Source organism: Micromonospora sp. CPCC 206060, from assembly GCF_036906895.1.
Lineage (GTDB): Bacteria > Actinomycetota > Actinomycetes > Mycobacteriales > Micromonosporaceae > Micromonospora.
Genome location: NZ_JBAKHU010000051.1, coordinates 1 through 25964 on the forward strand (window position 1 = coordinate 1; position 25964 = coordinate 25964).

The window sequence follows — 25964 nt, forward strand, 5'->3', positions numbered from 1 at the left end:
CACCGAACTCGTCGCCGGCTGTCCCTGGCTACCCACCGGCGCAGCGACCACCTGACCAGTCACCCCGGGAGTACGAGGTCGGCTTGCCGGCGGGCGCGGTGCTGGGGTGCTCGGTCATGGCGGAAACGGTACGGTGCGCGGATGCGACATCTCTGGAGCTTCCTCGCCGGGGTGGTGGTGGCGCCGGTCACCTGGGTGCTGATCACATTGGGTCAGGACGGATCAGGCCGGACCATCAACCGCTGGGTCGAGGTAGGGACCTTCAACCCCGCCAACCTGATCGAACCGGCCGTCTACCTCGCTGCGGCCGGCATCCTGCTCGGGCTGGTGGGCACGCTGCGGACCTCGCCACTGGGCACACTGACCGCCGGATTGCTGCTGGTCATGCCGTACGTCGGGATGTTCCTCGCCCCGTACGGCGTACGCGACCGGGTGCCGAACGGCTGGGAGGTGTTCGGCGATCCCCTGCCGCTGCGCCTCCCGGTGGAGAACGGCACGCTCTTCCTGATCGGTGTGATGCTGCTGATCGCCACGTTCAGCGTGCAGCGCTGGCGCCGCTGGCCGGCCCGCGTCCCGGCCGCCGCCCCCACGGCTGGGACGTACACCCCGGACGAGAGCCGGGCTCTCACCGACTGGCCCCCGACCCCCGAACCGGCCGACCGGGACACCACCCCGTTGAGCCTCGGCTACCCGGACCAGACACCGACCGAGCCGCTGCCCCGCCGCGAGGCGGGCGCGTCACCGTGGTCCGCGCCCCCTGGGGGCGGACAGCAGGACCTTCCCGCCTCCTGACCGTCCCGCCTACTGACCGGCCCCGGGCCGGGCCGGCACGACCGGCCCGGCCCCGGGGTACGGCGGTCCCGGACGGAGGTTGCGCCGGCAGCGCACCCGGTCCGCCGGGGAGCAGGCGGTCAGTCCCGGAGGAGCTGGCGGGCCATCACGATCCGCTGGACCTGGTTGGTGCCCTCGTAGATCTGCGTGATCTTGGCGTCCCGCATCATCCGCTCGACCGGGTAGTCCCGGGTGTAGCCGTAGCCACCGAGCAACTGCACCGCGTCGGTGGTGATTTCCATCGCAGCGTCCGAGGCGAAGCACTTGGCCGTCGCCCCGAAGTAGGTGAGGTCCGCGTCACCCCGCTCGGAGCGGCCGGCGGCGGCGTACGTCAGCTGCCGGGCCGCCTCCAGCTTCATCCCCATGTCGGCGAGCATGAACTGGACGCCCTGGAAGTCGGCGACCGGCTTGCCGAACTGCTTGCGCTCCTTGACGTACCCCTTGGCGTAGTCGAGCGCGCCCTGCCCGATGCCGACGGCCTGCGCGGCGATGGTGACCCGGGTGTGGTCCAGGGTCTTCATCGCGGTGCCGAAGCCGGTGCCCTCGGCACCGATCATGCGGTCGGCGGGGATCCGGACGTTGTCCAGGTAGACCTCGCGGGTCGGGGAACCCTTGATGCCGAGCTTCTTCTCCGGCGCCCCGAAGCTCACCCCCGGGTCGGACTTCTCCACCACGAAGGCAGAGATCCCCCGGGACCGGGCTGTGGGATCCGTCACCGCGAAGACGGTGTAGAACTCCGACACGCCGGCGTTGGTGATCCACCGCTTCACGCCGTTGAGCACCCAGTGGTCGCCGTCGCGTACCGCCCGGGTCGTCATCGAGGCGGCGTCACTGCCTGCCTCCGGCTCGGAGAGGCAGTACGAGAACATCGCCTCGCCGCTGGCCACCGGGGTGAGGTAGCGCCGCTTCAGCTCCGCCGACCCGGCCAGCAGCAGGGGCATGGTGCCGAGCTTGTTGACCGCCGGGATCAGCGAGGACGAGGCGCAGGCCCGCGCCACCTCCTCGATCACGATGGCGGTGGCCAGGGCGTCCGCACCGGCGCCGCCGTACTCCTCCGGGATGTGCGGGGCGTGGAAGTCGGCGGCCCGCAGCGCGTCGTACGACGCGCTGGGGAACTCGCCGGTCTCGTCCGCTTCTGCCGCGTTCGGGGCGACCTTGGCGTCGCAGACCTCCCGGACGGCTGCCCGGATCGCCTCGTGCTCCTCCGGCAACCGGTAGACGTCGAACGACGGCTCTGTCGTCATCATGGCCCTCCCCTTGGCAGCTATCATGCCCAGCTGTAGCGTCTGGTCACCGTAGACCGCGCAGAGTGTCACACCGCTCACGCGCAGACTGAAGGATAGCGACCAAGGTTCTGTTGATCCTTACCGCCGCGTAGGCTGACGGACTATCGCCGCGCCTGCGCACTCGGCGACCATATGAAGACTGAATGTCCCCTTCCGGTGCCCTAGGCCAGGCGCCGCTACCGATTGCGACGCAGCAAGCGCCGCCAGCGCGAGCGGAGAAGACAGGCGTGACGATCCCGTACCCGAACACCCAGCCCATGCCGGCAATCCCCGCCGTCACCCCACCGTCGGGCGCCGCCCGGCCACGGGTCACTTTCCTCGGCACCGGCTACCTCGGCGCGACCTACGCCATCTGCTACGCGGAACTGGGCTACGAGGTGCTCGGCTACGACGTCGACGCCGACAAGATCGCCAAGCTGAACGCCGGCGCGGTGCCGATCCACGAGCCCGGCCTGGACGAGTTGCTCAAGCGCAACCTGGCGGCCGGCCGGCTGCGGTTCAGCACGGACATCGCCGAGACCGCCGACTTCGGCGACGTGCACTTCATCTGCGTGGGCACCCCGCAGCGCGCGGACGGGATGGGTGCCGACCTCTCGTACGTCGAGGCGGCGGTGACCGGCCTCGCCCAGCACCTCACCCGCAAGGCGCTGATCGTCGGCAAGTCGACCGTTCCGGTCGGCACGGCGGAGTGGGTCGAGCAGCTGGTCGGCAAGCACGCCCCGGACGACCTCGGGGTCGAGGTGGCATGGAGTCCCGAGTTCCTCCAGGAGGGCTTCGCCGTCGACGACGTGCTGCGGCCCAACCGGATCGTGGTCGGGGTGAAGACCGAATGGGCGAACGGCATGCTCTACGCCGCCCACAAGGGGGTCTTCGACCTGGCCGCCACCGAGGACCGCGAGGTGCCCCTGGTGGTCACCGACTTCGCCACCGCCGAGCTGGTCAAGGTCGCCGCCAACGCCTTCCTGGCCACCAAGATCTCCTTCATCAACGCGATGGCCGAGGTCTGCGAGGTGGCCGGCGGTGATGTGACGCAGCTCGCCCGGGCCATCGGGTACGACCCCCGGATCGGCAACCGGTTCCTCCAGGCGGGGCTCGGCTTCGGCGGGGCCTGCCTGCCCAAGGACATCCGGGCCTTCCAGGCCCGCGCCCAGGAGCTCGGCGCCGGGGAGGCGCTGCGCTTCCTGCACGAGGTCGACCTGATCAACCTGCGCCGCCGGACCCGGGTGCTCCAGCTCGCCGCCGAGCTGCTCGGCCGCCGGTACGGTCCGGCCGGGCCGGACCTGTCCGGCACCCGGATCGCCGTGCTCGGCGCCACCTTCAAGCCCAACACCGACGACATCCGGGACGCCCCGTCCCTGGCCGTCGCGGCCCTGCTCGCCAAGGCCGGGGCGGACGTACGGGTCTACGACCCGGAGGGCATGGAGAACGCCCAGCGGGCGCAGCCCGACCTGGCGTACGAGCCGACCATGAACGACGCGGTCCGCGGCGCCGACCTGGTCTGCGTACTCACCGAATGGGCCGACTTCCGCAACGCCGACCCGGGTGCCCTCGGCGAGCTGGCCGCCGGCCGCCGGGTCATCGACGGCCGGAACTGCCTCGACTCGGCACTGTGGACCCAGGCCGGCTGGGAGTACCGGGGCATGGGCCGCCCCTGACCGGCCCGCCGGTCCGACCGGCCACCCGACGACGACCCGACCCGGCCGTGGAGCCTGCTCCGCGGCCGGGTCTTTTCGGTTACCGACCGGCGGGGGGACTATCGAATCAGTAGCTGTTTCGGCATGCTTCGACAGTGGAAGTCCACTGTGCGGTGCGCTGAAGCGGAGGGGTGTCGTGAGTAGCTACCAGTGCTCCTCCTGCGGTCGGGAGATGACGCCCGCCGTCCGCTGCCCGCACTGCGGTGCCGAGCAGGGGCCGAGGGCCGAGGACATCGCCCAGATCGAGCGGTCCATCGCCGAAATGAAGGCGCGTGAGGCCGCGATCGCCAGCGAGCAGCGCCAGATCGCCGCGAAGATGCAGGCCGCGCTCTTCCAGCGGGACATCCTCGCGCACGCCAACGCCGAGAAGATCAAGCAGAGCACCCGGCCCCGGCGGGTGCTGCGCCGCCGGATCGGCCAGCGCCCGCCGACCGCCGGCACCGGCGGCCCACCCCGGGTACCGCGGCAGGGCGGCCCCGCCATGAAAACCGGCCCCGGGGCGGTTCCACCGCCGATGGACGCGACCTGGCTGGACGTGGACGACCCGGAGCACCCGCCCGAGGCCTCCTCCCGTGAGGTGCAGAACATCCTGCTCGGCCTGGGCGCGCTGCTGCTCGGCGTGGCCGCAGTGGTCTTCACCGCGATGGCGATCAGCTCCTTGGACGACCTGAGCCGGGTCGCCATCCTGCTCACCGCCACCGTCCTGATGCTCCTGGTCCCGCCGGTGCTGGCCCGTCGAGGGCTCACCGCCACCGCCGAGACCGTCGCCGCCGTCGGCCTGCTCCTGGTGATGCTGGACGGGTACGTGCTCTGGACCGTCGACCAGCTCCGGCTCGGCCCGACCTCCGGCACCCGCTACGCCGCCGGGACCTTCCTGGCGACCGCTGCGGTCGGCTTCGGGTACGCGGCGTGGACCGGGCTGCGGGTACCCCGGTACGCCGCCGTGCTCGCCCTGCAACCGGTGCTGCCGCTGCTGGCGTACGACCTGGTCACCGGCCCGGCCGGGTGGGCACTGGTGCTCGCCCTGCTGGCCGCCGTCGACCTGGTGCTGTTCCGGCTCGCCAGCGGCACTCGGCCCGGCCTGCTCACCGAGCGGGTCGTCGACCCCGACGAGCGGGTTGCGTCCCGCGCCGGCACGCCCCCACCCGGCCCGGCGGCACCGGACGACGGCCCGGCGCCCCGGCCGGAAACGGACCCGGAGGAGGCCGACGCGGTCCTGCACACCGCCGGCCCGGCCCGGCCGGCGACCGTCAGCCCGGTACCCGGGCTCCGCCTACTGACGGTGCTGCTGCACGGCGCCGCCGTCGTCCTCGCCCTCGCCTTCGGGGTCGCCGCGCTGGTCCTCGCCGGTACGACCGGCGCCGCGCTGGCCGCCGGTGCGGCACTGGTGCTGGCCGCCGCAGTGAGCCTGGCCGGGGCGCTGACCGTCGGTACCCGGCCCCTGCCGGACCTGGCCGCCGGGATCTGCACCCTCGCCGTGATCGGCGCACTGGGCCGGTTGGCCTCGGTGGCACTGCCCGGGCGGGCACTGCTGCTGATCGCCCTCGTGATCGCCGGAGTCGGCGTGGCGGTACGCGCCCTCCCGGAGGAGGCCCGGCGCGGACCGCAGCTCGCCGCCGCCCTCGCCCTCACGGTCAGCGGGCTCGTCGTCGCGGGCGGGGCGGTACGCGCCGGCCTCGCCCCGATCCAGGCCGCCCTGCCGGCCTGGGCGGCCGACCTCGATGCGTACCCGGGCCGGCTGGCCGCCTCGGTCGGACCCGCCGCCTGGCAGCTCGCCGCGACCGCGTTCCTGCTCACCGTGGCGGCGGTGATCTCCCTGCCGACGGAGATCCGCCGCGAGTTCGCCGTGGCCGGCGCCGCCCTGACCGCCGTGGCGGTGCCCGCGTCGTTCGGCCTGGGCTGGGCCGCCGCCCCCTGGCCGCCGGTGCTCGCCGCAGCCGGCATCGGCCTGACCGGGCTCTGGGCGGCGACCCAGCGGGCCGCCCAGGCCCACGTCATCGGTGCCGGGCTGGTGGGGGCGGCCGGCGCTGGCGCCGCACTGGCCCGGCCGGGACTGACCTCCGCCGTGCTGTTCGCCCTGGCCGCCGCCGGGGTCCTGGTCATGCTGGCCCCCCGCCTGCGGAACGCCCCGGCCTCCGCCGACCTGGTCTCCGCGTGGGGGGCCGGCGCGGCCGCCTTCGCCCTGCCGGGCGCCGTCGCCGCCGCCGTCGCGTCGGCCGTCCCGGTCGACCCCACGCCGACCCCGGCCGGGCTGCGGGAGGTGACGGTACCGATCCTGGCGGCCAGCTTCCTGGCGGTCTGCGTGACCCTCGGCTACTCGGCTGTGGTGCAGGTGTCGCAGCGGCAGATCAGCCCGCCGTTGGCCATCGGTACCGGGCTCGGCGCGCTCGCGGTCAGCGCCGCCGCCTTCGGCGCCCCCGGCGCCACCAGCGCCGATGCCTGGGTCGGTGCGCTGCTGCTGGTCGCCGCGTCGCTGCTGGTGCTGGCCCCGTCGATCGACGCCGGGCGCCGGGCAGCCGACCATCTGCTGGACGGCGCCGACCTGGCCGCCGCCGCCGCGACGGCCGCCCTGGTCGGCACGCTGGCCCGGATCGCCACCATCCTCGCCCCCGGCGCCCTGCTCGCGGTGGCTGCGGCCCTGGTGCTGATGGTCGCCGTCGGGGCCCGGGCCATGCCGGCCGACTGGCGGCGCGGGCCGATGCTCGGCATCGCGGTCAGCGGCGGGGTGATCGGTCTGTTCGCCGGCTACCACGCGGTGGCGGGTGGGATACGGGCGTTGGCCAACCCGGGTGCCATCTGGGACGCCGACCTGAGCCGGTGGCCGATCGGTCCGGGTGCCGGCCCCGGCTGGGAGGTACCCGTCGCGCTGCTGCTGCTCGCCGTCGCCACCGCGATTCTGCTGCCCGCTCCCTGGCGGTACGACGTACCCGGCGGACTCGTGGCGCTGGCCACCGTCGGCGCCCCGGCGGCCCTCGGGCTGACCTGGTGGTCCCCGGTGGTGCTGGGTACGGCGGTGGCCACCGCGTACGCCGCCGCAGCCGTCTCCGCCATCGACCCACGCGCCGCGCTCTCCCGGGCCGTGGTGGCCGCCGTGGTGGCGCTGCACGCCGTCGGCGCGGGTCTGGCCCGGCCGTGGAGCACCGCCGCCGCGCTCGGTCTGGTGGCCCTGATCGGGATCATGGTGGCCGTCCTGGCCCGGATCGTGGCCGGTGGGCTGGTCGAGGACGTCGCGACCGAGGGCATGCCGTCGCACCTGGGCCGGGTCGGCGGGGCCGGTACGGCCGCCGCCCTGCTCGCCCTGCCCGGCGCGGTCGCCGCGGCGGCGGCCGGACTGGGCTGGCCGGCCGAGGTGATGCTCAGTGGTGCACTGGCCGCGTCCAGCCTCGGGGTGGCGATCCTCGCCCTGGTCCGCAGCCGGGTGCCGCACTACCTCCCCTACGCGACCGTCGGCGTGGCCGGCGGCGCCACCATCACCGCGCTGGCCTCGTTGCCGACCGCGCTGCCGGTCGGGGTGTACGCCGCCGGAGCGGCCCTGCTCGGTGTCCTCGCCGAACTGGTCCGGGCCAGCACCACACCGCCGCCGGACACCGAGGAGCACGTGAACCGCTGGTCGGTACGCGGCGACGGATCGCCGTGGGCGGCGGCACAACGCTGGCGGGCCGGCCAGTGGTCGACCAGTCCGGGCGCGGGGGCGCTGGCCGCCGCCGCGCTGCCCACCGCCCTCGCCCTCGCCTCGGTGGCGCCCACCCTGGTCGTCGCACTGGTCGAGCCGTACCGGACGCTGACCCGGATCTGGCAGGGCCCACCACCGGAGCTGGTCACCCCGCCGCCCGACGTGGTGAACGGCACACATGTACTGGCCGCACTCCTGCTCACCATCGCGGCCGGGTTGGCCGCGACCGGGTTCAGCGGGGGACGGCCGGCCCGGGCGGTGCCGGTGGTGCTCCCCGGTGCGGCGGTCACCCTGCTGATCACGCCGACCGCGCTCGGTACGGGTTGGCCGAACAGCACCCTCGCCGCGCTGACCGTCTTCGTCATCTCGATGCTCGGCCTGGCGCTGACCCCGCCACCGCCGCCGGCCGAGCGGGCCCGCTCGCTGCGGGTCGCCCGGGTGCTGGTGTTCGTGATCGGTCTGGCCGGCGGTGGCGCCGGGCTGGCCGGCAGCCTCGCCACCCGGGAGCTGACCCTGCTCGCCCTGGGCGGTGCGGTCGCCGTCGGCGCGGTGGCCGCGCTCGCCGGGGCCACCCAGCGGGCCCGCATCCTGGGTTGGCTCTTCGCCTCGGTGATGGGCCAGCTCTTCGTGCTCACCGCCGGTCTGGTCACCGGCCTGCCGCCGGTGCTCTCCGCCTTCGGTGTGCTGGCCGTCGGCGCGGCCCTGCTGGTCCTCTCGGCCACCCTGCCCCGACTGCGCCGCCCCGAGGCGCACCGCGAGGCGGCCACCGTCGAGTGGAGCGGGTACGCCGCCGCGCTGATCGCCCTGGCGCTGGCCTTCGACTCGCCCCGGCACATCGCCGCGCTGCTCGCCGGTTGGGGTGCCGTGCTCGGGGTGGCGGCCACCCGGCCGGGACGCGGCCCCACCCAGCGCCGGATCCTCTTCTGGTCGGTGGTGGCCTGCGAGATCGTCGCCTGGTGGATCCTGATGCGGGTGGCCGACGTGGCGCTGCCCGAGGCGTACACCCTGCCGTTCGCCGCGCTGGCCCTGCTGGTGGGGCTGCTGGAGGTACGCCAGCGGCCGGAGCTGAGCAGTTGGGTGGCGTACGGGCCGGCGCTGGTCACCGCGTTCCTGCCGACCCTGGTGATCGTGCTGTTCACCGAATCCGGCCCGCTGCGGCAGGTGCTCCTGCTGCTCGGTGGGGTGGTCACCCTGATCTTCGGCTCGGTCAGCCGGCAGCAGGCGCCGGTGATCATCGGGGCGACGGTGACCGCGATCGCCGCGCTGCACGCGCTCTTCTCGCTCGGGCAGTGGCTGGTGCTGATCCCGGTCGGCCTGGTGCTGCTGGTGCTGGGGGCGGGCAACGAACGCCGCCGCCGTACCCAGGAGCGCCTGCAGACCGCACTCCGCGCCATGCGCTGAGGTGTAAGGAAGGGCCCCCTATTAACGCATTCGGTAGAGGAAGGGCCCCTTCTTAACACCTCCAGCACGGCACCCCACGCGCCACCTCCAGCACGGCACCCCACGCGCCACCTCGCGCACGGCACCCGCCTACGGGCGCGCCGCTCAGGTCAGCGAGGCGCGCAGCGCGGCGTCCTTCCGCTCGACCATCGCCTCCAGGTCGGCCTGGTACGCCGCCATCCGCTCGCGCAGCGTCTCATCGGCCGCGCCGAGGATGCGGACCGCCAGCAGGCCGGCGTTCCGGGCGTTGCCGATGGAGACCGTGGCGACCGGGATCCCGGCCGGCATCTGCACGATGCTGAGCAGCGAGTCCATGCCGTCGAGGTGCTTCAGCGGCACCGGTACGCCGATCACCGGCAGCGGGGTCACCGAGGCGACCATCCCGGGCAGGTGGGCGGCGCCACCCGCCCCCGCGATGATCACCTTTATCCCGCGCCCGGCGGCGGTCCGGCCGTACTCGATCATCTTTGCCGGAGTGCGGTGCGCGGAGACCACGCCCACCTCGTAGCCGACGCCGAACTCGGTCAGCGCCTCGGCGGCCGCCTTCATGGTCGGCCAGTCCGAGTCGCTGCCCATGATCACGCCGACCTCGGGCGTACCTGCCGTACTCACGAACCCTGCCCCTCCTGCAACCACCGGGCCGCCCGCGCGGCCCGGGCCCGTACCTCGTCCAGGTCGTCACCGAGCACGGTGACGTGCCCGATCTTGCGGCCGGGACGGACCTGCTTGCCGTAGAGGTGCACCTTGGCGCCCGGTTCGGCGGCGAAGAGGTGGTGCAGCCGCTCGTCGATCGCCATGCCGCCCTCCGGACCGCCGAGCACGTTCGCCATCACCACCACCGGCGCGGTCAGCGAGGTGTCGCCCATCGGGTAGTCGAGCACCGCCCGCAGGTGCTGCTCGAACTGCGACGTCCGGGCCCCCTCGATGGTCCAGTGCCCGGAGTTGTGCGGGCGCATGGCCAGCTCGTTGACGACCAGATCAGCGTCGGTCTCGAACAGCTCCACCGCGAGCAGGCCGACCACGCCGAGGGCGGTGGCCAGATCGATGGCGAGCTGCTGCGCCGCGACCGCGCGCTCCTCCGGCAGGTCGGGGGCCGGGGCCAGGACCTCGACGCAGATGCCGTCGCGCTGCACGGTCTCCACCACGGGGTACGCCGCGACCTGCCCGAACGGCGAGCGGGCCACCTGCACGGCCAGTTCCCGCCGCAGGCGTACCCGTTCCTCGACGATCAGCGGGGTACCGCCGGCCAGCAGCGTCTCCACCAGCCCGGCCGCCTCCTCGGCGTCCCGGACCACCCAGACGCCCCGGCCGTCGTAGCCGCCCCGGGCCGCCTTCAGCACCACCGGCCAGCCGACCCGACCGCCGAAGGACACCACGTCGCTCGGGGCCTCGACCGGCTGCCAGGCCGGGTTGGGCGCGCCCAGCTCGGTCAGCCGTTCCCGCATCACCCGCTTGTCCTGCGCATGGCGGAGCGCGTCGGCCGGCGGGTACAGGGTCACGCCTTCGGCGGCGAGCGCCCGGATGTGCGCGTTCGGCACGTGCTCGTGGTCGAAGGTGACCACGTCGGCGCCCTTGGCGAAGGTCCGCAACGCGGCCAGGTCGGTGTGGTCGCCGTAGTGCACGTCGGCCGCGACCAGCGCGGCCCCGTCCTCCGGCGTGAGCGCCAGCACACGCAGTGACTGACCGAGGGCGATCGCGGCCTGGTGGGTCATCCGGGCCAGCTGGCCACCGCCCACCATGCCGACAACGGGGAGACCGGTACGGGAGTCCATAGCGGCGCCAGCCTATCGGGGCGGGTCGGGGAGCAGCCAATCCACCACCACGGTGGGCACCGGCGCCCGGCAGGGCATGGCCAGCGGGGCGGCCCGGTGACCGGGGCAGGTGTTAATAAGGGGCCCTTCCTCTACCAAAAGCGTTAAGCGGGGGCCCTTCCTTACTGGGCAAGCCGGGCGATCAGCTCCTCGGTCGAGGTCACCGGACGGTCGCAGACAAAGCCCCGGCAGACGTACGCGGTGGACTGGCCGTCGAGCATCGGCCGGTCGGCGAGCAGCGGCACCCCGGGCTCGTCCGGTCGGCCGGCGACGATCACCGTGCCCGGTGGGGCGTGCCGGTACGCTGCCGCGACGAGCGGGTCACCGGCCGGTTCGTCGGTGACCACCGCCACCTCGTACGGCCCGGCGAGCAGCGCCTCACCCACGGTCGCCGCGTAGCCGGTGAACCGGGCGTGCCGACCGACGACCGGTGCGACGGTGGCCAGCGCGGCCTCGGCGGCCTCCCGGTAGCGAGTCTCGCCGGTCAGCGCCGCGTACGCCACGAGGGCGGCACTGACCGCCGACAGCCCGGACGGGGTGGCGTTGTCGGTCGGGTCGGCCGGCCGGGCGACGAGTCGTTCGGCGTCGTCGGCGGTGTCGTGGAAGCCGCCGTTCGGCGCGGCGAACCGGGCCAGCGCGGTGTCCAGCAGTCCCCGGGCCAGCTCCAGCCACTTCCCGTCCCCGGTGAGCTGGTGCATGGCGCAGAACGCCTCGGCGACGCAGCCGTGGTCCTCCAGCACCCCGGCCGGCTCGCCGACCCGACCGTCCCGCGAGACCCGACGCAGCCGGCCGTCGACCAGGTGGACCGAGGCGAGGAGTTCGGCGGCCCGGGTGGCTGCCGCCGCGGTGACCGGGTCCCCGGTGAGCAGGCTCTGCTCGACCAGCGCGGTCACCGCCAGCCCGTTCCAGGCGGCGACCACCTTGTCGTCCCGGGCCGGCTGGGGCCGGGTGTCCCGAACCTCCCGCAGCCGGGCGCGGACCCGTTCCCACCGCTGCGCCACGGTCGGGTCGACGTCGTCCACGTCCCGGGCCAGCTTCAGCACGCTCATGCCGTGTTCGAAGGTCCCGGCCGGCGTCACCGCGAAGAGGTCGGCGGCGAACCGTCCCTCCTCCTCCCCGAGCGCCTCGACGAGTTGGTCCGGGGTCCAGGCGTAGGTGAGCCCCTCGACCCCCTCGGTGTCCGCGTCCAGCGCCGAGGCGAACCCGCCCTCTCCGGTACCCAGGTCGTCGATCATGAACGCGGCGGTCTCGGCGGCGATCCGGGCCGCCATCGGGTCGCCGGTGAGCCGCCAGAGCTGGGTGTAGACCCGCAGCAGCAGCGCGTTGTCGTAGAGCATCTTCTCGAAGTGCGGCACGGTCCAGTGCCCGTCCACCGAGTACCGGGCAAACCCGCCGGCGAGCTGGTCGTAGATGCCGCCCCGGGCCATCGCCTCGCAGGTGTGCTGGACGATCTCCAGGTCGCGTTCCGAGCCGGTGCGCTGGTGGTGCCGGAGCTGGAAGAGCAGGTTCATGTGCGGCGGGAACTTGGGCGACCCGCCGAACCCGCCGTTCGTCGGGTCGTACTCCTTGGCGAGCTGGTCGGCAGCGGCGTCGAGCAGCTCGGCGGTGAGCGGGGCGGTGGGGCCGCCGACGGCCTGGGCGCCGCCGATCGCCTCCAGCACCGCGGCCCCCTGCCGGAGTACGGCGTCCCGCTGGTCCCGCCAGGCGGTGGTGACCGACTGGAGCAGCCGGATGAAGTTGGGCCGGGGAAAGTAGGTGCCGCAGAAGAACGGGGTGCCGTCGGGGCTGGCGAAGACGGTCATCGGCCAGCCGCCCTGACCGGTCATCGCCTGGGTGGCGGTCATGTAGACGGCATCCACATCGGGGCGTTCCTCACGGTCCACCTTGATCGCCACGAAGTTGTCGTTCATCAGCGCGCCGACCGCGTCGTTCTCGAACGACTCGTGGGCCATGACGTGGCACCAGTGGCAGGCGGCGTACCCGACCGAGATGATCACCGGCACGTCCCGCCGTTTCGCCTCGGCGAACGCCTCGTCGCACCACGGCCACCAGTCGACCGGGTTGCCGGCGTGCTGCTGAAGGTAGGGACTGGTCGCGCTGGCGAGTCGGTTCACCCGACGACCATATCCACCACCGCTGCGTCCCGCCCGTCGCTTTCCCCACCGGCCACGCCCGGTCCGCGCCGCCGGGTTATGACGCTTGCGGGATGACCCGGCAGTGAACCGATATATGTCAATCTGTGCACCGAACCGACGAACGTCCCGTCGGACCGTCCGGGGAGGACACCATGCGCAGATTCCGAGCCCTGACCGCCCTCACGTCGGCCGTACTCGTCGCCGTGGGGCTGGTCCCCGCACCGGCCGCGGCGGCGGTGGTCGAGCCCACCGTCCGGGTCTCGGCGGCGACCACGGTGGGCATCCACAACGCGTACGAGCGGAGCACCTACACCTACCTGGCCCAGGCGCTCGACACCCGGGCCGGTCTGATCGAGCTGGACGTCTGGCCGGACATCTTCACCGGACAGTGGCGGGTCAGCCACTCCAACCCGCTCGGCAACGACAACAACTGCGTGGCCGCCACCACCGCCGGCCAGCTCTACACGGGTATCCGGAACAAGAACCTGGAGCACTGCCTGGACAACATCCGGCTCTGGCTGGGCGCCCACCCGGACGCCGGTCCGCTGCTGCTCAAACTGGAGCTGAAGACCGGCTTCAGCAGCCGTACCGGGCAGGGACCGGTCCAGCTCGACGCGCTGCTCGCCGCGCGGCTCGGTGCCGCCGTGTTCCGGCCGGCCGAGTTGCGGGGCGGCCACGCCACCCTGGACGCGGCAGCCCGGGCGGATGCCTGGCCAACCCGGCAGCAGCTCGCCGGCCGGGTGATCGTCGAGCTCATCCCCGGCACGGTCGAGGAGGGGAACCCGACCGACACCCTGTGGACGGATGTGGAGTACGCCCGGCACCTGGCCGGGCTCGCGGCGGCCGGCACCCTGGACCGGGCGCAGGCGTTCCCCGCCGTACACCGGGCACAGGCCGGCGATCCCCGGAGCCGGTACGCCGACACCACCCTGCGGCCCTGGTTCGTGCTCTTCGACGGGGACGCCACGGCGTACGTCACCGGCGGGATCGACACCGGCTGGTACCACGCGAACCACTACCTGGTGGTGATGACCGACGCACAGAACGTGCCGCCGGCGGTGGGCCCCGGTGACCTGGCCGGCGCGCAGGCCCGGGTGGCCGAGCTGGCCGCGCGGCACGCCACCGTCGCCTCCGCCGACTGGGCCGCGCTGCCCCAGGTGCTGGACGACGTGCTGCCCCGGAGCTGATCGTGCGTCCTCGCTGGTGAACTCGCGTAGGTAGAGAGCGAGGAAAGCAGCTGCGGTTGCGCCCCCATCTCCGCGGCGACATGAGCGATTGGGCGGGTTCGGCAGCGCTCGATGAGTCGCCGCCGTCCCGCGACACTCAGCGGAGCGTTCGCGTGGGTCATCGAATCGCCTGGCCGCCGCGGGGGGCCATGAATCGCCGAACCGGCAGGGCGATGAGCAGTGCGACCGCAACCAGGAGGCCGCTGACCCACACCGGGCCGAGGTCGCCAGCATTGGCTTCGAGGGTCGCTGCTGCGACGACGGGGCCGCCAGCAGCACCGATGTTGAGTGCCGCCGTCGCATACGACCCTCCCATGGTAGGAGCGCCTGCTGCCTCATAGAGCACCCTGGTGATCAGGGTGCTGCCCAACGCGAAGGAAAGCGCGCCCTGCACGAACACGAGGAGCAAAAGCGCCACCGGCCGGGCAGCCAGGGTCGCCAACGCGACCCAGCCAAGCAACAGCAACGGGCCACCGACTGCGATCACGATGCCCGGACGCCGATCGGAGAGCCGTCCCGCGAGGGTGACGCCGACGAAGGACCCCACACCAAAGAGCACCAGCACGACCGAGACCCACAACTCGCCCAGACCGGCGGTGTCAGTCACGATCGGTGCCAGGAAGGTGAACGTGGCGAAGGTGGCGGCGTTGACTAGGGCACCGAGCAGCATGACCAGGACCAGCCTGGGCATCGCGAGCTGGGCAATCTCGTCCCGAAGAGACGAGCCGGCCGGAGTGTCCCGAGGGGTTCTTCCGACACGGGCCGGGATGCCCTTCACGACGCCGAACGCAGCGGGAAGGCAGAGCAGCGCGATCGCCCAGAAGGTTGCCCGCCAGCCAAGCACCGTGCCGAGCACCGCACCGCCGGGAACTCCAGCGATGGTGGCCACCGTCGTACCCGAGAGCAGCACGGCCAGCGCGCGCCCTTTCTGATCAGATTCGACGAGCGTGGCTGCCGTGCTCAGTGCCACAGCCAGGAAGCCCGCGTTGGCCAGGGCGGCAACCACCCGGGTAACAAGCAGAACCGCGAAACTCGTCGTGAGGGCACCCACGACGTGGGCCACGGCGAAAACCAGCACGAAGCCCAGCAGGCTGGCCCGGACAGGCCACCAGCGCGCAAGCGCCGCCATCAGCGGCGCGCCGACGATCATCCCGACAGCGAACGCCGAGGTCACAAGCCCGGCGGCCCCGACCGATACGTCGAGGCTTGTGGCGATGTCCGGTACCAGGCCGGCGAGCATGAACTCCGAGGTGCCCATGGCGAAGACCGCCACGGCAAGCAGGTAGAGCGGCAGAGGCATCAAGGGCTCCCGAGGTGAGAGAGAACGAGGAGACGTCTCGTCACCGCGGCCAGCGCCCCAGGGGTGCGCGCAGATGACCCATGCAGCGAAGACTGCTGGGAAGCGGGCTATGAACTCAGCGGTTCAGGGGGCTGACGGCGTGACCGAAAGCCCCCACCTTGGATGCCTCAGGGCTCGACATGGCGCAAACACTACGCAACCCCGCCGGTCATCACGCAACCGCATTCCGCCCGGGGCGCGTGTCGTCAACCTCGTGCCCCGCAACAGCTAGGAGGCGCCGTCGGCGCGGAGCGGGAAGACCGGCGCCTTCGCCGAGTCGAGCAGCGAGCCGAGCACTGCGGTGATCTTGTCGGCCGGCATCGGCTTGAAGAAGTGGTACCCCTGCGCGGAGGTGCAGCCCAGCTCGGCCAACGCCGCCCGCTGCTCGGCGGTCTCCACCCCCTCGGCGACCACCCGGAGCCCCAGTTCCCGGGCCAGCCCGACCGTCGTACGCACGATGGCGGCGGCCTCCGGCGAGTCGGCCATCCGGATCACGAAGGAGCGGTCCACCTTCAACTCGTCCACGGTGACCCGGGTCAGGAAGGTCAGCGAGGAGAACCCGGTGCCGAAGTCGTCCACGGCCAGTTGCACGCCCATCGAGCGGAGCGTGGCCAGCACCTCGTCGATCACCTTCAGCTCGCTCATCACCACCGTCTCGGTGATCTCCAGGACGAGCCGCTCCGGGGGTACCTGGTGCCGGCGCAGCGCCTCACCGATCACCGCCGGCAACCGGGGATCCAGCAGGCTACGCGCCGACAGGTTGATCGAGATGGGTACGTCGAGGCCCTCGCCGGCCCACTGGGCGGCCACCCCGAGGGCCTTGTCCACCACGTACCGGGTGAACGCACCGAGCTGCTCGCTCGCCTCCACCGGACGCATGAAATCCGCCGGGGTGAGGAAGCCGCGCCGGGGATGGCGCCACCGGATCAGCGCCTCCACCCCCGTCGGTGCGCCGGTGTCCAGGTCCACCGCGGGTTGCAGGGCCAGCACCAGCTGGTCGTCGACGGCCAGCGCCTCGCGCAGCTCGGCGAGGAGGGCGAGCTGGTCGGTGCTCGCCGCGTCGGTCGCCGGGTCGTACTCGGCGACGCTCGTGCCACCGCTCTTGGCCTGGTACATCGCGATGTCGGCCCGGCGCAGCAGCTCGGTCATGTCGGCGGTGCCGGCCCCGGCCACCACCACACCCACCGACGCCTCCACCGAGATACGCACCCCGGCGACCTCGGTCGGTGCGGCGAGCCGTTCCACCATCTCCCGGGCCTGCCGCAGCGCGTACGACCGGGGGGCCACCAGGTCGGCGCGGACCGGGACGGACGTCATCAACAGCGCGAACTCATCCCCGCCGAGGCGGGCCAGCAGGTCACCGGGGCGGGCGATCTCGCCGAGCCGGGCGGCCGTCAACCGGAGCAGCTCGTCACCGGCGACATGCCCGAGGGTGTCGTTGACCTCCTTGAACTGGTTGAGGTCGAGCACCAGCAGGGCCACCGGGTGGTCGTGGGTGAGCCGCCGCAGCACCTGGTCGCCCCTGGCGAGCAGGGCCGCCCGGTTGACCAGGCTGGTCAGCGCGTCATGCACCGCGTCGTACGACGAGCGCGCGGTCAGTTGCCGCAGCTCCCGGTGCGTCGCGGCGTCGTGCAGAGCGGCGGCCAGCGCGTCCGAGTACGCCGCGAGCGCGTCCCGCTCCCGTGGACCGGGCCGGGCGGTGCGGGGGAACCGTACCCGCAGCTCCCCGATGTGCGTCGTGCCGACGTCCAGCGACCGGGTCAGCTCCTGTTCGCCGCCCCCGGCGGCCGGACCCGGCGGAAGGTCCCGCTCGACGATCCGCCCGCTGGCGTCGCCCCGGTAGCGGCGCACCCGGCCGTCTTCCCGGCTGACGTCCACCTCGACCAGTTCCGCGCCGAAGAGACCGAGCGCGCCCCGCACCCCGGCCAGGGCGACGCCCCGCTCGTCGAGCTGGTTCAACGCGCTGGTGGCCTCGGCGAACGCCCGCCAGATCCGGCGTTCCTCGTCGGCGCGCAACCGGTACCGGTAGGTCTGCTGGAGCAGCCAGAGCGGCGCCGGCAGCAGCAGCAGCCAGCGCGGGTCGAGTTGGAGCAGCGCCACCACGACCAGCCCGACGACCACGTTGCCGACGAACATGAGCAGTTTGCCGCGGAGCGCCGCGAGCAGCGGCGCTCCCAGCGGGAGGCCGTGCCGCAGGGCCAGGCCGAGTCCGCCGAGGCCGGTGCTGGCCAGCAGGTAGGTCGCCGCCCCGGCGATCAGGGCGAGGGCCATCACGGGAGTCAGGTCGGCGCCGAACGGTCGACCGAGTCCGGTCGCGACCACCGCACCGAGCGCGACCGCACCGGTCAGCGAGCCGGTGATGTAGAGCAGGTCCACCACGGGGCGCCGGTCGGCGGCGATCGACATGCCGAGCCAGGCGAGACCGGCGCCGAGCAGGGTGGCCGCGGGTAGCCAGCCCGGCGGCACGAGGTGGAGGCAGACGATGAGCGCCGCCTCGCCCCAGGTGATGCTGACCATACCGGTCGCGGTGCGGAACCTGAGCCGGGCGAGCTGGGCCAACCCGAACAGCGTGACTGCGGTCACGAAGCGGACCAGCGGCGGGAGGGGGTCGTCCGGTGGCAGGGCCAGCGGTGCGGTGAAGCCGATGATCGCGGCCAGCAGAGCGGTGGCCAGCACCGCTGCGGTGAGCGCGAGGGTGCGCAGCGGGGTGGTCCGGGAACCGGTCAGGTCCTGCGGGTCACGCCCCGCGCCGTCCGTCGTCACGAACCACCGCCGACGGTGGTACGCCAATCGGCGACCTGACACCTCCGCACCTGCTCCGGGGCGCCCGATGGCGAGCCCGTCATCAGCGCCCCCCTTCCGCACACGGTCCGGGAACTTTTGGTCCCCCCGGCGGAAGGCTAAGCCAAAGCGGGGAGGCGCAACAGGGGTCGTCGCCCCGGTCTGCCGTGAATCATGCCGTGAAGTGCCCGTTACCGTGCTGCTGGTGCTGCTTGGGCGCGGTTACCGAGATTCTTCACTTCCGGTGCCATGTGTCGGATCAAGGACTGAAGAATCGGCCCGACCGCTCCCGGTCGCGCCGCCCGGCCGGTCGTCGAAGCTCTCCGGCAGCCGGCGCAGCCGTGTGTTCATGTTCCGGATGAGCAGCACGGTGGCGATGCCGAGCAGCACGATGAGGAACAGACCCGCCGGCCCGGCCAGGCCACCCGAGCGGGTGTCCCCGAAATTGTTCTCCGCGAGCACCTGCGCGAGGGTCAGCATGATGTGGTTCCTTCGTTGGACAGTCTCCGACCACGGTACTCCGGGCCGGGGTCAGCGGGCATGGGTCGTCTCCCGGACCCCGGCGAAGAGGTCGGACTCGGGCACCGGGCTGTCGACGAACGAGCGGACCAGCTCGAAGTCCTCGGTGGCCCAGGCGCGCTGCTGCAACTCCATCGGCACGTGGAACCAGAAGCCGTCCGGGTCGACCTGGGTGGCGTGGGCGCGCAGCGCGTCGTCGCGCACCGGGAAGTACTCCGCGCACTCGACCCGGGTGGTGATCCGGGGCCCCTTGTCCGGCCGGTCCTCCCAGCGCTTGAGCCACTCGCCGTACGGGGACTCCAGACCGGCCTCGATCATGCCCTCGTGCAGCGCCATGATCTTGCCCTTGGAGAAACCGATGTCGTAGTACAGCTTCAACGGCTGCCACGGGTCGCCGAGCTCGGGGTAGCGCTGCGGGTCGCCGGCTGCGTCGAACGCCGCCACGCTGATCCGGTGACACATGATGTGGTCCGGGTGCGGGTAGCCACCCTCCTCGTCGTACGTGGTCACGACGTGCGGACGGAACTCGCGCATCAGCCGGACCAGCGGCCCGGCGGCCACCTCGACGTCCTGGAGCGCGAAGCACCCCTCGGGCAGCGGCGGCAGCGGGTCCCCCTCGGGCAGCCCCGAGTCGACGAACCCGAGCCAGGCCTGCTCGACGCCGAGGATCGCCCGGGCGGCGTCCATCTCCGCCCGACGGATCTCGGCAATGTTGGCCCAGACATCGGGGCGGTCGAGTTTCGGGTTGAGCACGCTGCCCCGCTCGCCACCGGTACAGGTGACGACCAAGACCTCGACCCCTTCCGCGACGTACTTCGCCATGGTGGCCGCGCCCTTGCTCGACTCGTCGTCGGGGTGGGCGTGCACGGCCATGAGCCGCAGTTGCTCTGCCAAAGTGGCACTCCTCGTCTGTGCCCGCCGCCTGCCGCACGGACCGGGTCGACCTGCCGGACGCTGCCCACCCGGCGGGTGCCCGCACACCCGTGACCTGAGAGGATGGGCCCGGCACCGGGGGTGCCGGCGGTCGGCGGACCAGACTCGGCGCCGGCGCGCCGGCGGCGTGAGAATGGGACTCGGTGCCGGCGGAACCGGCGGTATGGATTCGGCGCCGGCGGAGACCGGCGGTATATGGACTCGTCGCCGGTGGGACCGGCGTTCTGGACCCTCCGCCGGTGGGCACCGACGGTGAGGACAATAGGACTCTGCCATTCTGGCCGATGAGACCGACAACGATGGTAGGAGATACCCGGTGGTGAGCGAGACCCACGCCACATCCGCCCCGGCCTTCCCGCCGGGCCGGTACGGCCGTCGTCGGGAGGCGGGGCGACGCCGACCGGTACTGGCCGCGCTGCTGGCGGTCGCGGCCGTGGCCGTGTCCGGCCTCGTCGCGGTACGCCTCTACCAGCAGTACGGGCACCCGGACTACGACGCCGAGGTGATTACCTACACCGGGATCACCGACTCGCGGATCCGGGTCGACTTCCGGGTCACGGTGCCGGCCGGCGGGTCGGCCGTCTGCACGGTGCGGGCCCGGGCCCGCGACGGTGGCGTGGTGGGTCTGGCGGACGTCCCGGTCACCGCATCCCCCGGCGAACGGGAGGTCGCCACCCGGTACGAACTGGCCACCACGGCCCGGCCGTTCATCGGCGAGGTGTTGCGCTGCCGGGCAGCTCAGTGATCCACCCGGCCGGCTGATCCACCGCCGGGTGATTCACCCGGCCGCCACCGTGAGCCGCCGCAGGACCGTCACCGGCTGTTTCTGTCGGACCACCCGGGCAGACTGTCCGGCGACGGCTGGTGCGGCCGGGTGACCGGTTGTCCGCGAGTGATCACCGGCAGCCGGATATGTGCCGCACTGGTAGTTTGGTAATTCACCCATCAGCCAGTTAACCAACCGAGGAGTTCGCCAGTGTCCACTGACAACGAGGCGCCCGCCACCTGGCTGTCCCAGGACGCGCACGACCGTCTCAAGGCGGAACTCGACGAGTTGATCGCCAACCGTCCGGTGATCGCAGCTGAGATCAACGCCCGGCGCGAAGAGGGCGACCTGCGGGAGAACGGCGGCTACCACGCCGCCCGTGAGGAGCAGGGCAAGCAGGAGGGGCGGATCCGCTACCTCCAGGAACTGCTCCGGACCGCCCAGGTCGGCGAGGCACCCAACGCCGACACGGTCTCGCCCGGCATGGTGGTGACGATCTACTTCGACGACGACACCGACGACACCGAGACGTTCCTGCTCGGGTCGCGGGAGATCTCCTCGACCACCGAACTGACCGTTTACAGCCCCGAGTCGGCACTCGGCAAGGCGATCCTCGGCACCCGGCCCGGTGATGCGGTCACCTACACCGCCCCGAGCGGCGCGGACATCAAGGTCACCGTCGTCCGGTTCGAGCCGTTCAGCGGCTGATCCGCCCGACGACGACAGCCGGCAGCGCCGCCGGGGAGCAGTCACTCCCCGGCGGCGAACCCGACCTGGTAGCCACTGCCCCGCAACGCGCTGATCAGCTTGTCCGAGTGTTCCGCCCCCCGGGTCTCCACCGACAGCGCCACCTCCACCTCACCGAGCCGCAGGCGCGGGTTCGCCCGCTGGTGCTCGACGTCGACCACGTTGCCCCGGTGCTCGGCGATCTCCCGCAGCAGCGAGGCCAACTGCCCCGGCCGGTCCGAGCAGCGGACCGTCAACCGCAGGTACCGGCCGGCGGCGGCGAGGCCGTGCTCGATCACCCGCAGCATCAGCAGCGGGTCGATGTTGCCGCCGGAGAGGACCGCCACCACCGGTGACCCGACCTCCACCACCCCGGCGAGCAGCGCGGCGACACCCACCGCGCCGGCCGGCTCGACCACCTGCTTGCCCCGCTCCAGCAGCATCAGCAGCGCCCGGGAGATGTCCTCCTCGGAGACGGTGACCATGTCGTCGACGAGTTCGCGGACATGCGCGAAGGTGATCTCACCGGGTCGGCCCACGGCGATCCCGTCGGCGATGGTGGCGAACTCGGGCAGCCGTACCGGTTCACCGGCGATCAGCGAGGGCGGGTAGGCCGCCGCGCCGGCCGCCTGCACGCCGATGACCCGGACGTCCGGGCGTAGCGCCTTGGCGGCGACCGCCATACCGGAGACCAGACCACCCCCGCCCACTCCGGTGACGATGGTGCGTACCTCCGGGCACTGCTCCAGGATCTCCAGCGCCACGGTGCCCTGTCCGGCGATCACGTCGGGGTGGTCGAAGGGGTGGATGAAGACCGCCCCGGTCCGCTCGGCGAAGTCCTGCGCCGCGACCAGGGACTCGTCCACGGTGCTGCCGACCAGCTCGATCCGGGCGCCGTACCCCTTGGTGGCGGCGACCTTGGGCAGCGGCGCACCAGCCGGCATGAAGACGGTCGCGTTCGTGCCGAGCAACCCGGCGGCAAGGGCGACCCCCTGGGCGTGGTTGCCGGCGCTCGCCGCCACCACACCCCGGGCCCGCTCTGCCTCCGACAGCCGGGCGATCCGGACGTACGCGCCCCGCACCTTGTACGACCCGGCGCGTTGCAGGTGCTCGCACTTCAGCCAGACTGGACCACCGAATGCGGCGGTGAGTGGCCGCGACGGCTCCATCGGGGTGGTCCGGGTGACCCCCGCGAGCAGTTCCCGGGCGGCCTGTACGTCGGTGAGACCGACCAGATCACTCATGCCCCGATCGTGCCACCTGCCTCGATGGACCCCGTCGGCGGCGGGACCGGCACCCCGGGCGATCCGGGCGACCGAAGCCGCCCAGCCGATCCCGCCCGCGGTGGCCGTCTGCGCCCCCAGGTGGAGCGGTCCGGCGTCCAGTGGGGTGTGGGCAGGTCTCGCACTCGTTGAAAACCGTGGAGGCCTGCCCCCGGCCGGTGCGGGGCATCCCCTGGTGGGACGCTGTCGAGCTGCTAGCAAAGACGGAGCAGCGTCTCACGGCACCCCGGCCACGTTTCCGTCAGGCACAGCCGCCGTCGTGGTCGGCCGGTCGGGCACAGCCGCCGTCGTGGTCGGCCGGTCGGGCACAGCCGCCGTCATGGTCGGCCGGTCGGGCACAGCCGCCGTCATGGTGGACCCGTCAGGCACAGCCGCCGTCATGGTCGGCCGGTCGGGCGCAGCGCCGACGACCGCCCAGCAACTGTCCGGGTACACCCGCCTCGATCCACTCCGCTTTCAGGAAGTCGGGCTATCGGATCGGGGCTGACACCGCGACTACCAGGAAAACGAGTGGATCATAGAGCGGTGGTCGAGGCCGATCAGGGCAGAAACAGGTGGCGGCGTCATCCCGGCTCAACAGCCGGCCTCGGGCGCCAGCACAAACGGTGCAGCTCGACAGGCTGCGAGTCAGAGGTCTGCTGCGGCTGTCGACCAACGGGCGATACCCGAACCGTCCCCACCACGGCCTGCCCGCCCCACCACACCGATCGCCGCTCGACGAAACCCACAGGGACACGTCCCCGCAGGTCTGGCGACGCACCGACGAACCGTCCTTTGTGCTCGCTCGTCGGTGCGTCACGCTGGTCGGTCAGCAGGTGGCGGTCGATCCGGTGTTCACCCGCGGGTACCCGGGCGCGTGCCGGGGCCACGGCGCGGCCAGTTCGAACTGGCCGGCCACCCCGAGCAGCAGCAGCTCCGACCCGGGCGGGCCGACCAGTTGTACCGCCACCGGCAGTCCGTCCGGTCGCCGGCCGACCGGTACCACCAGCGCGGGCAGGCCGGCGATGTTCCACGGCGCGGCGTACGGGGCGTACCGGATGTTGGTGGTGAGGTTGGCGCGCCAGGAGCGGGTCGCCCAGCCCGTGGCGGCCGGTGGCACCGCGGCCAGGGCCGGGGTGAGCAGCAGGTCGACCGAGTGGTCGGCGAAGAACCCGACGGACCGCTCCCGCCAGGCCGCCCGGTCGGCCTCCCGGACGTACCCGCGCCGCTCCGCCCACTCACCGAACGCGACGTGCCGGCGGCTGCGCCGCTGGAGGGTACGCGGATCGAGCCCGGCCGCCCGGACGTCCTGGGCCGCTGCGGCGAACCAGGTGGCCAAGCCCTTGAGGCCGAGCGCGGTGGGGTACACCGGGTCGGCCGGTACGGTGTCGTGCCCGGCGACGGCGAGCAGCCGGCCGGCGACGGCGACCGCGTCCCGGTTGGGCGCGTCCGGGTTGACGCCCCGCACCGGTGACCGGAGTGAGACGCCGACCCGCAGCCGCTGCGGCGGCACCAGCTTCTCCGGGCGGCGACCGGCCAGGACCGCGAAGCCGAGCGCGGCGTCGGCCACCGTGCTGGCCAGCATGCCCTGCTCGGCCAGGCCGAACCAGTCGCTCGCGCCGAGCTGGCTGGGTACCACACCCCGGCCAGGCTTGAGCCCGACCAGGCCGCAGCAGGCGGCCGGGATGCGGATCGATCCGAGACCATCGTTGCCGTGCGCGATCGGGACCAGTCCGGCGGCGACAGCCGCCGCCGCGCCACCGGAGGAGCCACCGGGGGTCCGGTCGGGCTGCCAGGGATTACGGGTGACCCCGCTGTCGTCGTCGGTGACGCCCCAGAGCCCCAGCTCCGGCATCCGGGTCACCCCGACGATCACCGCGCCGGCCCCGCGCAGCCGGCGGACGATCTCGTGGTCGTCCTCGGCGACCGGGGTACGCGCGGCGGCCGAGCCGTTCCAGGTGGGCAGCCCGGCCACCGGGGTGTTCTCCTTGACCGCGACCGGCACGCCGGCCAACGGCAGGTTGGCCAGGTCCTCCTGCTCGTCGACCTTCTCGGCCTCGGTGATCGCCTCACCGCCCCGGACCGTCCGGAAAGCAGCCAGCTCCCGGTCGGCCCGGTCGATGTGGTCAAGGTGGTCGGCCACCACCTGGGTGGCCGACGCGTCACCGCGCCGGACCGCCCGGGCGATCTGCTTCGCCGTCGCGCCCACCCAGGTCGGCATGATGTCCTGCACGGCCACCCTCCCCAGCCAGCGGTTCAGCCGAGCGCCTGCTCCAGGTCGGCGAGCAGATCGTCGGCGGTCTCGATGCCGACAGACAGTCGCACGAGATCGGCGGGAACTTCAAGCGGCGAGCCGGCAACGCTCGCGTGTGTCATCCGGCCCGGGTGCTCGATCAGCGACTCCACCCCGCCCAACGACTCGGCGAGAACGAACAGCCTGGTCCGGTTGCAGATCTCGACCGCCTGCTCCTCGCCGCCGGCCGCCCGGAACGAGATCATCCCACCGAACCGGCGCATCTGCTTGGCGGCGACCTCGTGGCCCGGGTGTTCCGGCAGACCCGGATAGATCACCTGGGCCACCTTGGCATGGCCGTTGAGGTAGTCGGCGATCCGCTCGGCGTTGTCGCAGTGCCGGTCCATCCGTACCCCGAGGGTCTTGATGCCCCGCAGGGTCAGCCAGGCGTCGAAGGGCCCGTTGACCGCACCCATCGCGTTCTGGTGGTAGCGCAGCTCCTCGCCGAGGTCGGTCGCGGCGGTGACCAGCGCACCGCCCACCACGTCCGAGTGCCCACCGATGTACTTGGTGGTGGAGTGCACCACCACGTCGGCGCCGTGCGCGATCGGCTGCTGGAGGTACGGCGAGGCGAAGGTGTTGTCGACGGCCAGCAGGGCGTCGGCGTCGTGCGCGACGGCGGCCAGCGCGGCGAGGTCGGCGATGCCGAGCAGCGGGTTGGTCGGCGTCTCCACCCAGACGATCCTGGTCCGGCCCGGAATGATCGCGGCGCGTACCGCGTCCGGGTCGGAGATTTTCGCCGGGGTGAAGTCCAGCCCCCAGCGCTGGGCCACCCGAGCAAAGAGCCGGTACGTCCCGCCGTACGCGTCGTCGGGGATGACCACGTGGTCACCGGGGACGCAGACGGTACGCAGCAGGGCGTCCTCGGCGGCCAGCCCGCTGGCGAAGGCGAGCCCGACCTGACCGCCCTCCAGCGCGGCGAGGCATTCCTGGAGCGAGTCCCGGGTCGGGTTGCCCGAGCGGCTGTACTCGTAGCCGAGCCGGGGCGCCCCCACCGCGTCCTGGGCGTAGGTGCTGGTCTGGAAAATGGGCGGGATCACCGCGCCGGTCCGGGGGTCGGGTTCCTGGCCGGCGTGGATCGCCAGAGTCTCGAAGCCGTACGTCATTCCCGTGAGGCTAGTCCCCCGGTGCCCGGGTGGCGGCCGTAACCCGGCGCCGCGCAGGCACCGCCAGCGCGGCGCCGTCCGGCCGGGCGCCACCGACCCGGGGCCCGCCGGAACAGCTGTCCCGGCGGGCCCGGGAGGCACGC

At 72.8% G+C, this 25964-nt stretch carries 17 protein-coding genes; 6 read left to right on the plus strand and 11 right to left on the minus strand.

The genetic code is table 11. The features are described from left to right. Positions 1-141 precede the first annotated feature (141 nt). Positions 142-792, plus strand: a complete 651-nt coding sequence (locus tag V6U90_RS24845) for a hypothetical protein (protein WP_334441281.1) — start codon at positions 142-144, stop codon at positions 790-792. A gap of 119 nt (positions 793-911) precedes the next feature. Here the strand turns inward: V6U90_RS24845 and V6U90_RS24850 are convergent, their stop codons facing one another. Continuing rightward, positions 912-2075, minus strand: a complete 1164-nt coding sequence (locus V6U90_RS24850; RefSeq protein WP_334441283.1) for an acyl-CoA dehydrogenase family protein — start codon at positions 2073-2075, stop codon at positions 912-914. A 269-nt stretch (positions 2076-2344) separates the two neighbouring features. On the opposite strand from V6U90_RS24850, the gene V6U90_RS24855 reads away from it, so the two are divergent. Continuing rightward, positions 2345-3772, plus strand: a complete 1428-nt coding sequence (locus tag V6U90_RS24855; RefSeq protein ID WP_334441286.1) for a UDP-glucose dehydrogenase family protein — start codon at positions 2345-2347, stop codon at positions 3770-3772. A gap of 175 nt (positions 3773-3947) precedes the next feature. After that, positions 3948-8885 (plus strand): SCO7613 C-terminal domain-containing membrane protein, encoded by a 4938-nt coding sequence (locus tag V6U90_RS24860; protein WP_334441289.1) that lies wholly within the window; start codon positions 3948-3950, stop codon positions 8883-8885. Between the two features lie 144 nt (positions 8886-9029). On the opposite strand, the gene purE is transcribed toward V6U90_RS24860, so the two are convergent. The 3 genes from purE to V6U90_RS24875 form a co-directional block, all read right to left on the minus strand. After that, entirely contained in the window at positions 9030-9536 is a 507-nt protein-coding gene (gene purE, locus V6U90_RS24865) for a 5-(carboxyamino)imidazole ribonucleotide mutase (RefSeq protein WP_334441293.1), read from the minus strand. Beyond that, complete coding sequence (locus V6U90_RS24870; RefSeq protein ID WP_334441296.1) at positions 9533-10696, minus strand: 5-(carboxyamino)imidazole ribonucleotide synthase; 1164 nt, start codon at positions 10694-10696, stop codon at positions 9533-9535. The genes purE and V6U90_RS24870 overlap by 4 nt, the downstream gene beginning before the upstream one ends. A gap of 161 nt (positions 10697-10857) precedes the next feature. After that, complete coding sequence (locus V6U90_RS24875) at positions 10858-12849, minus strand: thioredoxin domain-containing protein (RefSeq protein ID WP_334441298.1); 1992 nt, start codon at positions 12847-12849, stop codon at positions 10858-10860. A 173-nt stretch (positions 12850-13022) separates the two neighbouring features. Here V6U90_RS24875 and V6U90_RS24880 point away from each other — a divergent pair, with 173 nt between their 5' ends. Beyond that, the gene (locus V6U90_RS24880; RefSeq protein WP_334441300.1) at positions 13023-14057 is read left to right on the plus strand and encodes a phosphatidylinositol-specific phospholipase C domain-containing protein; all 1035 of its coding nucleotides are present in this window, start codon (positions 13023-13025) and stop codon (positions 14055-14057) included. Positions 14058-14214: 157 nt separating this feature from the next. Here V6U90_RS24880 and V6U90_RS24885 read toward each other — a convergent pair whose 3' ends face one another. The 4 genes from V6U90_RS24885 to mca all read right to left on the minus strand — a co-directional run bounded on the left by V6U90_RS24885 (position 14215) and on the right by mca (position 19629). Next, a complete protein-coding gene (locus V6U90_RS24885) occupies positions 14215-15396 on the minus strand; it encodes a Cmx/CmrA family chloramphenicol efflux MFS transporter (RefSeq protein WP_334441302.1) in 1182 nt (393 codons plus the stop codon). A gap of 267 nt (positions 15397-15663) precedes the next feature. Further along, positions 15664-18162 carry a putative bifunctional diguanylate cyclase/phosphodiesterase gene (locus tag V6U90_RS24890; protein WP_334441359.1) on the minus strand — a complete coding sequence of 833 codons (2499 nt, stop codon included), beginning with the start codon at positions 18160-18162 and terminating at the stop codon, positions 15664-15666. A gap of 276 nt (positions 18163-18438) precedes the next feature. Then, positions 18439-18696 (minus strand): hypothetical protein, encoded by a 258-nt coding sequence (locus V6U90_RS24895; RefSeq protein ID WP_334441304.1) that lies wholly within the window; start codon positions 18694-18696, stop codon positions 18439-18441. 51 nt (positions 18697-18747) lie between these two features. Further along, a complete protein-coding gene (gene mca, locus V6U90_RS24900) occupies positions 18748-19629 on the minus strand; it encodes a mycothiol conjugate amidase Mca (RefSeq protein WP_334441306.1) in 882 nt (293 codons plus the stop codon). A 358-nt stretch (positions 19630-19987) separates the two neighbouring features. Between mca and V6U90_RS24905 the strand changes: the two genes are divergently transcribed. Further along, on the plus strand, positions 19988-20413 hold the full coding sequence (locus V6U90_RS24905; protein ID WP_334441362.1) for a DUF4307 domain-containing protein: 426 nt from the start codon (positions 19988-19990) through the stop codon (positions 20411-20413). 231 nt (positions 20414-20644) lie between these two features. Beyond that, positions 20645-21142: a transcription elongation factor GreA gene (gene greA / locus V6U90_RS24910; RefSeq protein ID WP_334441308.1), complete on the plus strand. Its 498-nt coding sequence runs from the start codon at positions 20645-20647 to the stop codon at positions 21140-21142. A gap of 41 nt (positions 21143-21183) precedes the next feature. Here greA and ilvA read toward each other — a convergent pair whose 3' ends face one another. The 3 genes from ilvA to V6U90_RS24925 all read right to left on the minus strand — a co-directional run bounded on the left by ilvA (position 21184) and on the right by V6U90_RS24925 (position 25821). Then, positions 21184-22404 carry a threonine ammonia-lyase gene (ilvA, locus tag V6U90_RS24915; protein ID WP_334441310.1) on the minus strand — a complete coding sequence of 407 codons (1221 nt, stop codon included), beginning with the start codon at positions 22402-22404 and terminating at the stop codon, positions 21184-21186. Positions 22405-23251: 847 nt separating this feature from the next. After that, a complete protein-coding gene (locus V6U90_RS24920; RefSeq protein WP_334441312.1) occupies positions 23252-24661 on the minus strand; it encodes an amidase in 1410 nt (469 codons plus the stop codon). Positions 24662-24678: 17 nt separating this feature from the next. Then, positions 24679-25821 (minus strand): cystathionine gamma-synthase, encoded by a 1143-nt coding sequence (locus tag V6U90_RS24925; RefSeq protein ID WP_334441314.1) that lies wholly within the window; start codon positions 25819-25821, stop codon positions 24679-24681. Between the last annotated feature and the right edge of the window lie 143 nt (positions 25822-25964).

Excerpts from the sequence above, each read along its gene's own strand:
- V6U90_RS24885 (WP_334441302.1), bottom strand. The coding sequence starts at position 15,396 with ATGCCTCTGCCGCTCTACCTGCTTGCCGTGGCGGTCTTCGCCATGGGC.
- V6U90_RS24845 (WP_334441281.1), top strand. The coding sequence starts at position 142 with ATGCGACATCTCTGGAGCTTCCTCGCCGGGGTGGTGGTGGCGCCGGTC.
- V6U90_RS24850 (WP_334441283.1), bottom strand. The coding sequence starts at position 2,075 with ATGACGACAGAGCCGTCGTTCGACGTCTACCGGTTGCCGGAGGAGCAC.
- V6U90_RS24895 (WP_334441304.1), bottom strand. The coding sequence starts at position 18,696 with ATGCTGACCCTCGCGCAGGTGCTCGCGGAGAACAATTTCGGGGACACC.
- V6U90_RS24870 (WP_334441296.1), bottom strand. The coding sequence starts at position 10,696 with ATGGACTCCCGTACCGGTCTCCCCGTTGTCGGCATGGTGGGCGGTGGC.
- ilvA (WP_334441310.1), bottom strand. The coding sequence starts at position 22,404 with ATGAGTGATCTGGTCGGTCTCACCGACGTACAGGCCGCCCGGGAACTG.
- V6U90_RS24925 (WP_334441314.1), bottom strand. The coding sequence starts at position 25,821 with ATGACGTACGGCTTCGAGACTCTGGCGATCCACGCCGGCCAGGAACCC.
- V6U90_RS24880 (WP_334441300.1), top strand. The coding sequence starts at position 13,023 with ATGCGCAGATTCCGAGCCCTGACCGCCCTCACGTCGGCCGTACTCGTC.